The sequence below is a fragment of the Rhodococcus coprophilus NBRC 100603 genome, from assembly GCF_001895045.1.
Classification (GTDB): domain Bacteria; phylum Actinomycetota; class Actinomycetes; order Mycobacteriales; family Mycobacteriaceae; genus Rhodococcus; species Rhodococcus coprophilus.
On sequence record NZ_BDAM01000001.1, the window covers coordinates 16,301 to 29,112 of the forward strand.

12 protein-coding genes, 1 tRNA gene and 1 pseudogene are annotated in these 12,812 nt (G+C 65.7%); 10 read left to right on the forward strand and 4 right to left on the reverse strand.

All coding sequences use genetic code 11. The annotated features are described in order from the left end of the window. Positions 1-36: 36 nt before the first annotated feature. The 3 genes from cmk (at position 37) to RDCOP1_RS00095 (ending at position 2,297) form a co-directional block, all read left to right on the forward strand. Positions 37-699 carry a (d)CMP kinase gene (gene cmk / locus RDCOP1_RS00085; protein ID WP_072698767.1) on the forward strand — a complete coding sequence of 221 codons (663 nt, stop codon included), beginning with the start codon at positions 37-39 and terminating at the stop codon, positions 697-699. Beyond that, entirely contained in the window at positions 696-2,120 is a 1,425-nt protein-coding gene (gene der / locus RDCOP1_RS00090; RefSeq protein ID WP_072698075.1) for a ribosome biogenesis GTPase Der, read from the forward strand. Before cmk ends, der begins: the two co-directional genes overlap by 4 nt. 103 nt (positions 2,121-2,223) lie before the next feature. Beyond that, positions 2,224-2,297 (forward strand) — tRNA-Pro (locus tag RDCOP1_RS00095). Between the two features lie 148 nt (positions 2,298-2,445). On the opposite strand, the gene RDCOP1_RS00100 is transcribed toward RDCOP1_RS00095, so the two are convergent. Then, a complete protein-coding gene (locus tag RDCOP1_RS00100; RefSeq protein ID WP_072698076.1) occupies positions 2,446-2,991 on the reverse strand; it encodes a TetR/AcrR family transcriptional regulator in 546 nt (181 codons plus the stop codon). Between the two features lie 20 nt (positions 2,992-3,011). Here RDCOP1_RS00100 and RDCOP1_RS00105 point away from each other — a divergent pair, with 20 nt between their 5' ends. Beyond that, positions 3,012-3,929 carry an alpha/beta hydrolase gene (locus tag RDCOP1_RS00105; RefSeq protein ID WP_072698077.1) on the forward strand — a complete coding sequence of 306 codons (918 nt, stop codon included), beginning with the start codon at positions 3,012-3,014 and terminating at the stop codon, positions 3,927-3,929. Positions 3,930-3,976: 47 nt separating this feature from the next. Here the strand turns inward: RDCOP1_RS00105 and RDCOP1_RS00110 are convergent, their stop codons facing one another. After that, a complete protein-coding gene (locus RDCOP1_RS00110) occupies positions 3,977-4,939 on the reverse strand; it encodes an AraC family transcriptional regulator (protein ID WP_072698078.1) in 963 nt (320 codons plus the stop codon). 150 nt (positions 4,940-5,089) lie between these two features. On the opposite strand from RDCOP1_RS00110, the gene RDCOP1_RS00115 reads away from it, so the two are divergent. Then, positions 5,090-5,737, forward strand: coding sequence for an NAD(P)-dependent oxidoreductase (locus tag RDCOP1_RS00115; RefSeq protein WP_072698769.1), 648 nt, complete (start codon positions 5,090-5,092; stop codon positions 5,735-5,737). Positions 5,738-5,844: 107 nt separating this feature from the next. Further along, positions 5,845-6,258: a VOC family protein gene (locus tag RDCOP1_RS00120; RefSeq protein ID WP_072698770.1), complete on the forward strand. Its 414-nt coding sequence runs from the start codon at positions 5,845-5,847 to the stop codon at positions 6,256-6,258. Here RDCOP1_RS00120 and RDCOP1_RS00125 read toward each other — a convergent pair. Both RDCOP1_RS00125 and RDCOP1_RS00130 read right to left on the reverse strand, forming a co-directional pair. Beyond that, the gene (locus RDCOP1_RS00125; RefSeq protein WP_072698079.1) at positions 6,255-6,644 is read right to left on the reverse strand and encodes an MmcQ/YjbR family DNA-binding protein; all 390 of its coding nucleotides are present in this window, start codon (positions 6,642-6,644) and stop codon (positions 6,255-6,257) included. The genes RDCOP1_RS00120 and RDCOP1_RS00125 overlap by 4 nt on opposite strands. A 96-nt stretch (positions 6,645-6,740) precedes the next feature. Continuing rightward, positions 6,741-7,763 (reverse strand): phosphotransferase family protein, encoded by a 1,023-nt coding sequence (locus RDCOP1_RS00130; RefSeq protein WP_072698080.1) that lies wholly within the window; start codon positions 7,761-7,763, stop codon positions 6,741-6,743. Positions 7,764-7,879: 116 nt separating this feature from the next. On the opposite strand from RDCOP1_RS00130, the pseudogene RDCOP1_RS00135 reads away from it, so the two are divergent. The 4 genes and pseudogenes from RDCOP1_RS00135 to RDCOP1_RS00150 form a co-directional block, all read left to right on the forward strand. Beyond that, positions 7,880-8,374 (forward strand): annotated as a pseudogene (locus tag RDCOP1_RS00135) (hypothetical protein); the annotation flags it as partial. Between the two features lie 12 nt (positions 8,375-8,386). After that, positions 8,387-10,384, forward strand: a complete 1,998-nt coding sequence (locus RDCOP1_RS00140) for a type IV secretory system conjugative DNA transfer family protein (RefSeq protein WP_072698081.1) — start codon at positions 8,387-8,389, stop codon at positions 10,382-10,384. A gap of 2 nt (positions 10,385-10,386) precedes the next feature. Then, complete coding sequence (locus tag RDCOP1_RS00145; RefSeq protein ID WP_072698082.1) at positions 10,387-10,899, forward strand: DUF4913 domain-containing protein; 513 nt, start codon at positions 10,387-10,389, stop codon at positions 10,897-10,899. Positions 10,900-10,986: 87 nt separating this feature from the next. Next, positions 10,987-12,765, forward strand: coding sequence for an SIR2 family protein (locus RDCOP1_RS00150; protein ID WP_084722238.1), 1,779 nt, complete (start codon positions 10,987-10,989; stop codon positions 12,763-12,765). The last annotated feature ends 47 nt before the right edge of the window (positions 12,766-12,812 follow it).

Consider the following 12,812-nt stretch of genomic DNA (forward strand, 5'->3'; position numbering starts at 1 on the left):
GCCTCGCTCACCGAGGACGGTGCACTGATCGTCGCGATGGACGGCCCGTCCGGGACCGGCAAATCCACCGTGTCCAAGCGACTCGCGATGCACCTGCACGCGGCCTATCTCGACACCGGTGCCATGTACCGGGTCGCGACACTGCACGCACTGCGTAGCGGAACCGACCTGACGGACCCGGCCGCGATCGCAGCCGTCACCGCGGACCTGCCCTGGTCCATCGGCACCGATCCGGCCGTCGAGGACATCCGCCTCGACGGCGAGGACGTCCGCGAGATCATCCGCAGCGCCGAGGTCACCGCGGCGGTGTCCGCGGTTTCCGCAGTGCCCGAGGTGCGCACGCTTCTCGTCGAGGCACAGCAGAGACTCGGCCGCGCCGCCGGACGCGTCGTCGTCGAAGGACGGGACATCGGCACAGTCGTGTTCCCCGACTCGGACGTGAAGATCTATCTCACCGCCTCCCCGGAGGCACGCGCCCACCGGCGCAACAACCAGAACATCGCGGAGGGCCGCGGCGACGACTACGAGGCGGTCCTCGCGGCAGTACAGCGCCGCGACCACCTCGACTCCACCCGCGCGGTCTCACCGCTGCGCGCGGCGGACGACGCGGTCGTCGTGGACACCAGCGATATGAACATCGACGAGGTGGTCGCTGCGCTCGTCGCGGTGGTCGCCGAGCAGACGGGAGCGACGCTGTGAGCGACGACGTCACCACAGAATTCGCCGGAGACGGCACATGGTCGGAAGAAACCGACTGGGATATCGACCTCACCGACGGTGACGCCTTCGAAGAGTTCGTGCCGGTTCCGACCGTCGCGGTCGTCGGCCGACCCAACGTCGGCAAATCGACGCTGGTCAACCGCATCATCGGGCGCCGTGAAGCGGTCGTCGAGGACGTTCCGGGAGTCACCCGCGACCGCGTCTCGTACGAGGCGACATGGGCCGGCCGCCGCTTCATGGTGCAGGACACCGGCGGCTGGGAGCCCGACGCCAAGGGCATGATGCAGTCGGTGGCGCAGCAGGCCGAGGTCGCGATGCGGACCGCCGACGCGATTCTCGTCGTCGTCGACGCGACAGTCGGCGCGACCAGCGTCGACGAGGCCGTCGCCAAGGTGCTCCGGCGCTCGAAAACCCCCGTGCTGCTCGTCGCCAACAAGGTCGACGACGATCGGGTCGAGGCCGAAGCTGCCGCCCTGTGGTCGCTCGGCCTCGGCCAGCCCTACTCGGTGTCCGCGACACACGGGCGCGGCACCGGCGACCTGCTCGACGACCTGCTCCAGAAGCTGCCCGCGACGCCGCGCGAAGGCACCGGCGGGGGAGGGCCCCGCCGGGTTGCGCTCGTCGGGAAGCCGAACGTCGGCAAGTCGAGCCTGCTCAACAAGCTCGCCGGCGACGAGCGGTCGGTGGTGCACGACGTCGCCGGCACCACCGTCGACCCCGTCGACTCGCTCGTCGAGCTCGGTGGCAAGCCGTGGCGCTTCGTCGACACGGCAGGCCTGCGCAAGCGTGTCACCCACGCCTCGGGCGCCGAGTTCTACGCGTCGCTCCGAACGCGCGCGGCGATCGAGGCAGCCGAGGTCGCGGTGCTGCTGATCGACGCGTCGCAGCCCATCACCGAACAGGACCAGCGTGTCATCACGATGGTCGTGGAATCGGGCAGGGCTCTGGTCATCGCGTTCAACAAGTGGGATCTGGTCGACGAGGACCGCCGCTACGAACTGGGTCGCGAAATCGAGCGCGACCTGTCGCGGGTGCCGTGGGCAGCGCGCGTCAACATCTCCGCCAAAACCGGTCGCGCGGTGCAGCGTCTGGTGCCGGCCATGGAGACAGCCCTCGAGTCGTGGGACAAGCGCATCTCCACCGGACGCCTCAACAATTGGCTCAAGGAGATCGTGGCCGCGACGCCTCCGCCGATGCGCGGTGGCCGGTTGCCGCGGGTGATGTTCGCGACGCAGGCTGCGACGCGCCCGCCGACCTTCGTGTTGTTCACCACCGGATTCCTCGAGGCCGGTTACCGCCGGTTCATCGAACGGAAGCTGCGTGAGGAGTTCAACTTCGACGGCAGCCCGGTTCGCGTCTCGGTGCGTGTGCGGGAGAAGCGAGACCGTCGCAAGTCGTAGGGCCACGGCCATGAGGCCCCGACGAACATAGGGCTCTGACCAGGCGATTAGCGTTTCCCGCCGTCCCTGTTGTAATCTCAACGAGCGTTCGAGAGAGCGCGGACGGGCTGTGGCGCAGCTTGGTAGCGCACTTGACTGGGGGTCAAGTGGTCGCAGGTTCAAATCCTGTCAGCCCGACCGAGGAATAGCATGTCAGAGGCGGTTTCGGAGAAATCCGAGACCGCCTCGACTGCGTTCGAGCCCTGATTCAGCGCGGGTCGCTGCCGGGTGGCGCATAGTCCTCGAACGGGTCTCGTGGAGCTCCGAGAGCCCATTTCCGGCGCGACTACGTCAGTGTCCAGCGCGAAGCCAGAGCATCGCAGATGGTGCGTTGCTGTGATTCGTTCTGGTGGTGCGCGAGGAGTCCTTCGATGGTGAAAATCCCGATCATCACTTCGGCGTCCACGGTGGGGGCGGTGACTCCGGCCTTCTCGAGCTCGTAGCGGAACAGACTTCCGGTGATCGCATGGAAATTCTGATGCCATTCGGCGACGGCCGGAGAGTGCTCGACGCGGGCGTGCACCGTCGTCACCAGGTGACTCATGTCCGTGAGTTGTCCGACCACCCAAAGCAGCCGGGCGGCAATGGGTTCGCCGGCGACGTCCTGGTAGCGCGGCCACACGTCGGCCATGACCGCTGTGAGAACTGCGATCAAGACGTCGTCCTTGTTTCCGAAGTACCAGTAGATAGTGTTCGGGGCCACCTCGGCTTCCTTGGCGAGTCGGCTCATCGAAGTGGCGTCGTAGCCATCCTCGACGAACAGCCGCCGGGCGGCCGCCACGATTTCTGCGCGCTTCTCGTCGGCGGGTTGCGGGCGCTTGTTGCGTGCCATGGCGTGGTTGGGGGAACACCGTGACTCACCCATACAGCTACGTCCGACACGACGTGACCTTCCTGTCCGACGGGACACCTTGCGCCGCATGGCTGTATCGGCCCGATGGCGTCGAGAATCCACCCGTCGTCGTGCTGGCGCACGGCTTCGCCGCGTTCCGCGAACTGCGACTGGACGCCTACGCTGCACGGTTCGCCCAAGCTGGATACGCCGCGCTGGTGTTCGACTATCGGCACTGGGGAGCCAGTGGAGGACAACCTCGCCGCATCCTCGACATCGGTCGGCAGCACGCCGACTGGCGTGCCGCCATCGCCTATGCTCGCAGCCTGCCCAACGTCGACACGACGCGCATCGTCGGGTGGGGATCCTCATTCGGCGGTGGACACGTCTTGGACCTGGCCGCCCAGGATCACGCGCTTGCTGCCGCGATCGTGCAGGTGCCCCACGTGACCGGACCTGCCTCGGCGTTCGCGCAAGCCCCCACACTCCTCGCCCGCCTTGTCGTGGCGGCCGTGCGCGATCAGGTAGGTGCATGGCTGGGCCGCCCGCCCCATCGGGTCAAGTCCATCGGTAGACCCGGCGACCTCGCGATGATGACGTCCCCCGGGGCCTACGCCCTCGTCGAGCGCATGGCCGGTGACCAGTTCGAGAAACTACTGGCCGAGAATGATGTGGCCGCTCGTATCGCGCTCCGAGTCCCGTTCTACTCACCGGGGCGGAAGGCAGCCGACATCACTGCTCCGACGCTGGTTCAGCTCGCCACGAAGGACGACGTCACCCCGTATGCGAAGGCTCGGAAGATCGCGGCGCGAATCCCGAAGGGTGAAGTGCGGTCCTATGACTGCACGCACTTCGAACCCTATCTGGACCCGCACTTCGAGCAGATCGTGACCGATCAGATCGCTTTCCTGGACCGCCATGTCGGAGGCACCCGATGACGACACCGTCGACAACGGCCCTGCCCTTCCCTCGAACCGGAGGTGCTTCACGCTGACGGAGTCCCGCGCCGCCGTACCGCTCCCGGGGTTGTTCCCGTCGCCCGCTTGAACGCACGCGCGAATGCAGCCTCGGATTCGTACCCCGATCGCGCGGCGAGTTCGCCCACCGTCGCGCCCCTGCGCAACGCCACGGCCGCTGTTTCCATCCGCCACCGGGCGACGTACCGCATGGGCGGTTCCCCGACGAGTTCGGTGAACCGCGCGGCGAACGCAGATCGTGACATCGAGGCCTCGCGAGCCAGCTCGGCGACACTCCACGGCCCCTCCGGACTGCGGTGTACCGCCGCGAGCGCGCGGCCCACCTGCGGGTCCTGCAGCGCCCCGACCCACCCGTCCCGTGCTGCGGGGTCGGATTCGACCCACGTCCGGATCGCGAGGATCACGAGGATGTCGGCGAAACGGGTCAGCACCGCCTCACCACCGGGCCGCACCCGGCGCGCTTCGTCCGCCATCAGCGCAAGCACCTGCGACGCGGTTCCCCGCGACGAGTCGATCCGCAGGACCGGCGGCAGTAAGGACACCAGTCTCCGCGCAGTCGGATGGTCGAATTCGACGATGCCGCATACGAGCACGGTGGGGTCACCGCCCCCACCGTGCCGCAGAACCGAATAGTGATCGCCGATCATCTGCTGTGGCAACGTGTCGACGCGGCCGCTGCGGGCCGCGGCCGGCTCGCTGCGGATCAGGTGTCCCGTCCCGTGGGGCACCACCGCGAATTCGCCGGGGAGCATGCGTGCGGGCGGTGCCCCGGGAACATCGAGCCACGCCTCGCCCGAGACGACCAGATGGAAGCTCGAACTGTCGGCGAACGCCGGCATCTCCAGACCCCACGGCGCACTCAGCTCGGAGCGGCAGTAGAACCCCCCGCGCATCCGCAGCAGGTGCAGTGCTTCCCCGAGGGGGTCCACCGGCGTCCACGGATATGTGGCGGCACCGGTCGAGTTCGTCATAGGGCCACGATCCCGCCCTTGTGACCCGTTCGTCCAGTCGCACCGGACGAACGGGCATGAAACCCGGGCTCCGGGGCATAGAGGGTCCTGAATCGGCTCCATAGCCTGGATTTTGAACACAGAACTATGGACGCGAACGAGGAGGACAACATGAAAGTACTGGTGGTCGGTGCAACAGGAGGTTCCGGGAAGGCGGCGGTGACCGCGCTGCTCCGCCGCGGTCACGACGTGACCGTGTTCGTCCGGAACGACGCGGCACTCGGAGATCTCGCCGGTCGATCGACGGTCGTCACCGGGGACGCCACCCGGCCGGAGGACGTCGATGCCGCGGTGCGCGGTCAGGACGCAGTGGTGGTCACGCTCGGGATCAGTGAAAACCCCGTCCGCGTGCGGATGCGCGGCCCGGCAGGGACGGCTCTCGATGTGCGCTCACGGGGCACGCGCAACATCGTGGCCGCGATGGGACGCCACGACGTTCGGCGCCTCGTCGTGCAGACCTCCTACGGCGTGGGGGACACCCGCGGCAAGCTGCCCCGGCGATACGCGTTGATGTTCCGGGCGCTGCTCGGTCCGCAGATCGCGGACACCGAGAAACAGGACGCTCTCGTGCGGGGCAGCGACGTCCTCTGGACACTCGTGCAACCGGTCAACCTCACGGACGAGGAATCCGGTACGGCGACGACGTCCGACACAGGGGAGGTCGGCGGTTGGCACGTGGCCCGGGGTGCGGTCGGTGAGGTCCTCGCCGACGCCGTCGAGCGGCCGGACTACGCCGGAAAGACGATTGCGGTGTCGTGAGTGTGAAGAGACGGTCCCGATGAGAAAGTGCCACGCCGCGGGTCTGTCACGGCGTGGCACTGCCACACCACGACCGAGCGTTTCCCGACAAGAAGGAGTTGGTGACCGTGCCCACCACACTGAATCCGTATCTCGGCTTCCGTGACACCGCGCGCCACGCGATGGAGTTCTACCGAGACGTGTTCGGAGGTGAACTGACGATCTCCACGTTCGGGGAGATGCAGATGGGAGACCCGGGCGATGAGGACAAGGTGATGCATTCGATGCTCACCACCGCCAAGGGAATGGTCCTGATGGGTTCCGATACCCCCGCGGCGACGGAATACATTCCCGGCACCAACTTTTCAGTTTCCATCAGCGGTGACGACGAGGCCGAACTCCGCGGCTACTGGGACGGTTTGACCGAAGGCGGCCGAATCGACGTGCCGCTCGAGGTTGCGCCGTGGGGCGACATCTTCGGGATGGTCACCGACAGGTTCGGAGTCGACTGGATGATCGGCATCTCCGGGGCTTCCGACTAGCGGGCATCGAGCTCGTGGACCAGTCGCGCGGGAGCGGTGACGCGGAAGGACATATCCAGCAACTCGGCGACCTCGTCCCAGTCCACGGTGGCGCTCTCGAGGTCGAACCCGATCCATCCCGACGGACCCATGTAGGCGGGGTGGTACGTGCGCGCGTCCTGAAGCAGCGCTTCCCGCTCGGAGGCGTCCGGCTTGAGGATGAGCGAGCGCGGGAAGCTTCGTCCGGTCTCTTTCACGGTTCCGCCGTACACCGCGAACGCCGTCTTCGTATGGAAGAAGGGACGTCCGTGTGAGATCTTCTCGCCGGCGCCGGGAAACGCCAATGCCAGCTCGCGCACCCGCGCGAGCAGCGGATCTTTCTCGTCGAACATGATCGGGTGCGACATGCGGGCAGCGTACCGCCGAGTTCTGGGTGGCAGCAGCGTTCCGCGGCAGGTCGAACGCTCGTCGTGTGGCCGGCGCCGGGGGACAGCTGTGTCCGTTCAACGGAGCACGGCGATGCCCTCGTGGAGGAGCGGGGTGACTCCGTCGCCGATCTTGTCGAAGCCTTCACCGACCGTCTTGCCCTGCCGGTAGCGGAAGTAGATTCCCTCGAGGATCACCGCGAGTTTGTAGTACGCCAGCGCCAGATGGAATGCCATGTCGGACACGTCGCGTCCGCCGGCCGCGTCGTAGCGGGCGAGGAGTTCGTCGTCGCTCAGGAAGCCCGGCGCCTGCGAGACCGTTGAGACGGGGAACCCGGCGTCGAGCCGCGCGAGACGCTGGTAGACGAGCAGCAGCGCCACGTCGGTCAGTGGGTCGCCGAGCGTTGCCATCTCCCAGTCGAGGACCGCGGCCACCTCGTCGTGGTCGTCGACGAGGAGATTGTCGAGCCGGAAATCTCCGTGCACAATGCCTGCGGCACCGTCGTGGGGGAGTCGTGCGACGAGCAGTTCGTGCAGCTCGTCGGCTTCTGGCAGGTCCCTGCTGCGGGAGTTCTCGAGCTGGGTGGTCCAGCGTCGCACCTGCCGGCCGAGGAATCCTTCCGGCCGGCCGAAATCTCCCAGTCCGACCGCGTTCGGGTCGACTGCATGCAGGGCTGCGAGGGTGTCGATCATGCGTTCCGAGATCGACCGTGCCCGTTCGGGTCCGAGGGGGAGCAGCTGTTCGACGGTGCGGTAGGGCGTTCCCTCCACGAGGTCCATCAGATAGAAGGGCGCGCCGATCACGTCGGGGTCCTCGCACAGGTGATGCGTCCGGGGGACAGGCACTGCCGTTCCCGCGAGGGCGGTCAGGACGCGGTGTTCGCGCGCCATGTCGTGTGCTGTCGCGAGGACGTGACCGAGCGGGGGGCGGCGCAGGACGAGCCGGCGGGACCCGTCCGTCAGCTCGTAGGTGAGATTGGAACGTCCACCGCTGATGAGCCGGGCGGAGAGGGGACCGTCGAACTGCCCGAATCCCACGCTTTTCAGGTGGGCGGCGAGCTTCTCGAGGTCGAGACCTGCGGGTGCGGCTGTGTCCGTCATCCAGATCCTTTCTGTTTCGACACACTATGGCGTGCAGCGGATCTCGGTGTGGGCGGAACGACCGTCAATCCTGGGAAAAATCCGGAGTCGACGGAAGCGATGGATTTGCCGAATTCGCTGGGTGCGGCAACGACACCGGCACTTCCGACCAGCACGTCCACGACGGCAGCGACGACCACGAAGTGATCGAGCCGCTGTCCCCGCACCAGATCGACGCCGACCAGACCGCGATCACGGCCATGCAGATGATCCTGTCGTGGCAGCCCGCGGTCGACGAGAGCAAGACCGACGCCCTGATCCGGGCGACACCGTGGCTCGGCGGCGACCTGCGTGCTGTGGCCGAGGACGGTCAGCGTGCCGAGGTTCGGCCCGATGCCGACTGGCAGCAGTGGGCATCGTCGAGAGATGCCCTGACCGCGACCTGTGCGCGGTCCGACTCGACTCCGGCCGCACCCTCGGGGATGCGCACCCTGGTCATCGACGTGACGTGCACCCAGTCGGTTCTGCACGCCAGTGGACAGAGCACCCGGCTGACCCCGCAGACCTGGCGCACCACCGTCACCCGCACCGATGACGGGTGGCGACTGACCGACTACCGATACCAGCAGTAGGGGAGAGCGCATATGGCACAGACGCGACGCGATCGGCCTGCAAGCAGCTCCACCGCCGACGAGATGTTCCTCAAGGTGTTCCCGTTCGTCGTGGTTGCGGCGTATCTACCGACCATCGCCTACAACCAAGGTGGGGGAGAGAACCCGAGCTGGAATCCCATCGGTGTGTTGCTGCCCCTGGCGCTGGGATCGACGCACTGGCCGGCGGACGCGACGACTGTCCTCATCCTCGAAGTGATCCTTCTGGCCGTCGCCGCCCCGGCGATCTGGTGGGCGCTACGCAGATTCGGGGTGTTCGAGAAGCTCGAGGGCACACAGTTCGAAAAGCGCATCGACACCCTCGCCCGCACGATGGTCGATCCCCGTGAGGTGGACGAAGCCAACGCCAAGTACCTCGCTGCGAGCACCGAACGCCTCGCCCCGGCGATCGACAAGGATCATCCCGGCTACCTCGGCATTCCCCTCGGGCAGACCGTGGTCGGTAACCGGGAGCTGCGGATGACCTGGGAGTTCGTGGCCATCGCTTTTGCCGGAGCACGGATGGGTAAGTCGGCGAGCCTGGCGATTCCGGCGATCTGCCATGCCCCGGGTGCGGCGATCGTCGCGTCGAACCGCGGTGATGTGTACTCCCACACCGTCGGCCTGCGCCGTAAGACCGGGCGGGTGTGGGTGTTCGACCTCCAAGGCGTGACCACCGGTGACCGGCAGGAGCGGGCCTCGTTCTGGTTCAATCCGCTGCGCACGGTGACCGATCTGCCGTCCGCCGCGCAAGTGTGTGGGTACTTCATCTCGGCGGCCACCGACGCCGGCGCCCGCGTCGACGCCTACTTCGACGGCAATGCCCGCGATCTGTTCGCCTCGTACATGCTCGCCGCCGCACTGGCCGGCGGGGACATTCGGCACGTCGTCGAATGGCTCACCAACACCCAGTCACAGATCCCGCCGGCGATTCTCGAGCAGTACGGCTATCCCGAACTCGCCCGGACGATGCGCGGCAAGCAGGCCGTCAACGCCAAGCAGCGTGACGGCTTCTACGACATGGCCCGCCGGTTCCTCGCACCGTTGGACGAACCCCGCTATGCCGAAGCGGTATTGCCGAACCGGCGCATGGTCATCGGCACCGACGGCGGCGGCACCATCGTGGCGTCCCTCGGCCAGAAGGTCCACGACCTGCCGGAGTTCATCGCCGCGGAGTTCGTCACGCGCACCGACACCATGTATGCGATGTCCAAGGACGGTCCCGGCTCGTCCTCGGCCATTTCGAGTGCTCTGGTCGGGCAGATCCTCAGCTGCGCGGAGGAATACTCCGAGCAGCAGGAATCGGAGCGGATGCCGATCCCGTTCACCGCGGTGCTCGACGAGGCCGCGAATATCTGCAAGCTCGAAGACCTGCCGCGCTGGTACTCGCACTTCGGTGGCCGCGGCATCATCCTCATCACCTTCTTTCAGTCCCCGTCGCAGGGGGAGAAGGTGTGGGGCCGGGAAGCATTCAAGGCGATGGTCGATGCGTGCAGCGTGACCTGGTACGGCGGCAACGTCGAGGACGACGCCTATCTCTCCGGTCTGGTCGATGCGGTCGGCACGCACTATGTCGATACCGAGTCCCGCAACCGTGGCACCGGCTTTTTCTCCAGCAATCAGGCCACGGTGTCGAACAACTGGCAGAAGGAAACCATCTTCGAAAAGCGGGACCTGCGGGCCCTGCCGAAAACTCGCGCGTTGGTCACCATCGGCGGCTCCACACCGATCCTGGTGCGCAAAGGGTTCTGGGGGAACTCACCGTTCGCCGAGGAGATCCGCCAGTCCCGGCGCGACAGCAAGCAACACGCCCCGCCGCAGCAGAAGGAACTGCCGGTCGGGCTGTCCGACCAGGTTGCACCTGTGGTGACCGCACCCTTGATGCAGTCACCGGACATTTACGACCTGACGCCGGCGCCGACGAGCGAGCCGACGGCCGGATCGTCTCGTGCCGATTCTCTTTTCAACTCCGAGTTCATGGCGAAGGACTGAACATGATTGATTTTGCACCGGCTGCCGGCGACGAATGGGATGCGGGCAACGAAGCACCCGATGGTGACGACCTCGAACTCGACGATGACCTGGAAGACGACCTCGAGGATCACGATCCGGGGGAAGCTCGCATCGAACCCAAGTTCGCGAACGTCGTGGAGTTCGTCCAGGGCTACTTCCTGCCGGTGATCCGGCGCCGGATCAGCGACAACGACGGTGGCCTGTCCTGGGATTCACGCTGGTGGGCGTACCCGGAGGTCGTCGCCCGCCTGACCGCGCTGCACTACGCATGGGAAGAAGCCCGCGTGTCCGACTCCGCATCGGCGATGTCGTCGTGGTGGATCCAACACCTCGAACCACACCTGCGGATCATCCTCGACGGTGACACCGGGCCGATGGCCAACGCCAAAGCCGATCGCAGCTTCATGGGATGGCCGGCGATGCCGTCCGATCCCGTGCCCGCTGCCGTTCTCGACGCGCTCTTGAATCAGAATAATTCCCGGACAGAAGGATAAGCTAGGCCGGGGTATGGCTGCATAACACCGCCGAGAGCGTCCGCGGGTAACACGACCACCATTCCCGATGCCACTTATCCTTTCGTCATGGCCGCAACCCCGTACGATCCCGCCCAAATGTTGGCTATGTCGATGCATGCCAGTCCCGGTGTCTACGCATTGCTCGTCGGTTCCGGCATCTCCCGCAGTGCCGGGGTCGGCACAGGCTGGGACATCACGAAGGAACTCGCCACCCGCAAAGCCGCCCTGGAGCGCAACCAGGACGACCCAGGACCTCAGTTCAACGTCGAGCAGTGGTGGGCGGAAACCTACCCTGACCTCGAACTCGGTTACAGTGCAGTGCTCGGCTCCAGCGGTCTGACACAAGCCGACCGCAGAAAGCTTCTCGAGAAGTTCTTCACGCCCACCGACGAGGATCTTGCCGCCGGCCGCAAGCTTCCGGCCCCAGCGCATGAGGCGATCGCACGTCTGGTCAAACGAGGTACCGTTCGGGTCATCGTCACGACCAACTTCGACGATCTCATCGAAAAGGCACTCAATGCTATCGGTGTCCCTTACCAGGTCATCTCTTCGCCGGAAGAGATTGCAGGCAGCGAGCCGCTTGTTCACAGCGCGTGCACTGTCATCAAAGTTCATGGCGACTTCAAACGGATCAACGTGCTCAATACCGAGGAAGAGCTCAAGGCATATCACGAAGACCTCGACGGCCTTCTCGATCAAGTATTCGACGACTACGGACTTCTCACCTGTGGTTGGTCTGCCGACTGGGATACGGCTCTGGTCGCTGCGATCACTCGAGCGCCAGCGCGCCGCTATCCGCTCTACTGGGCTGCGCGGGGTGTGTTGGGTGAAAACGCGTCGCAACTACTTGATGCAAGGAAGGGAGCCACGATCGAGATCCAGGACGCGGACAGCTTCCTCCGCGCTCTGGCCGACCAACTCGAAATCCTTGACCGCATGGCGAACCCGCCACTGACACGAGACATGGCCATCGGACAGCTCAAGCGGTATCTCCCCGATCCCCTTCGCCGGCTCGACCTTCGTGATCTGCTCGACGGTGAAATCCAGCGAATCCGGACCGTGCTGCACAAGCGACCACTGAGTCCGGAGCACCCAGTACCGTGGAAAGCCGATCTGGACGAGCTCACCGACCACGCCGAGCTGCTCATGCACCTGGTAGCGAACGGCATCACATTCGACACAGACCATAAGCACGATGACCTTTGGGTGTGGGTGGTCGAACAGCTTCTACGAGCACGGCGGGTACCTCAGCCCGGTGAGGCAGTAAACGGGGCGTGGGTTCGGCAAACTGGCGTACCAGCTTTCTTTGTGCTCAAAGCAGCGAGTTTCGCAGCAATCGCCAGCGGCCGCGACGACCTGTTTCTCCGTCTGCATCTCGAGCCGACCGGCTCGGATCGTGGACACTTAGATTCGGCCACAGGCGCGGAGCTACGCGAGGTACCCGCCTGGCGAGTCCTGTACGAATACCGTCTCTTCGAGGATGACTCCTACAACGCGCTGAAAGAAGAGAGCCCCACGATGTCGTTGCCGATTCGCCAGCGTCTCAAGAGTACCTTGATGCCGTTGGTCAGCGACGACACCGCCTTCGAGCTTCTCTCCGATCGGGTCGAGTACCGGGTGGGGCTTCTGCATCAGCATTTCGGCAGGCAAGGTATTTGGGCCCCCGCGGTCGAATCACTTCGTGAGGTCTGGCGGGAGAGCAACGACCCACAGCTGCACCAGGATGACTTCGATGAGAACGCCGATCTCAACGCGTGGACAAACGCGCTCTCGGTGCCAAGCGACACGCTGCAAGATACCCAGATTGGCTTGCACAACTTCGTTCTGCAGAACCGAATCCACTGACCTATCGGTTCGGCAGTCGCCTGGGCCGATGGAGATGCACCGTTGAC

What these genes read in the sequence shown, in the direction of transcription:
- RDCOP1_RS00150 (WP_084722238.1), top strand. Translation starts at nt 10,987, where the DNA reads ATGGCCGCAACCCCGTACGATCCCGCCCAAATGTTGGCTATGTCGATG.
- RDCOP1_RS00130 (WP_072698080.1), bottom strand. Translation starts at nt 7,763, where the DNA reads ATGACGGACACAGCCGCACCCGCAGGTCTCGACCTCGAGAAGCTCGCC.
- RDCOP1_RS00100 (WP_072698076.1), bottom strand. Translation starts at nt 2,991, where the DNA reads ATGGCACGCAACAAGCGCCCGCAACCCGCCGACGAGAAGCGCGCAGAA.
- RDCOP1_RS00115 (WP_072698769.1), top strand. Translation starts at nt 5,090, where the DNA reads ATGAAAGTACTGGTGGTCGGTGCAACAGGAGGTTCCGGGAAGGCGGCG.
- RDCOP1_RS00140 (WP_072698081.1), top strand. Translation starts at nt 8,387, where the DNA reads ATGGCACAGACGCGACGCGATCGGCCTGCAAGCAGCTCCACCGCCGAC.
- RDCOP1_RS00110 (WP_072698078.1), bottom strand. Translation starts at nt 4,939, where the DNA reads ATGACGAACTCGACCGGTGCCGCCACATATCCGTGGACGCCGGTGGAC.
- cmk (WP_072698767.1), top strand. Translation starts at nt 37, where the DNA reads ATGGACGGCCCGTCCGGGACCGGCAAATCCACCGTGTCCAAGCGACTC.
- RDCOP1_RS00145 (WP_072698082.1), top strand. Translation starts at nt 10,387, where the DNA reads ATGATTGATTTTGCACCGGCTGCCGGCGACGAATGGGATGCGGGCAAC.
- RDCOP1_RS00125 (WP_072698079.1), bottom strand. Translation starts at nt 6,644, where the DNA reads ATGTCGCACCCGATCATGTTCGACGAGAAAGATCCGCTGCTCGCGCGG.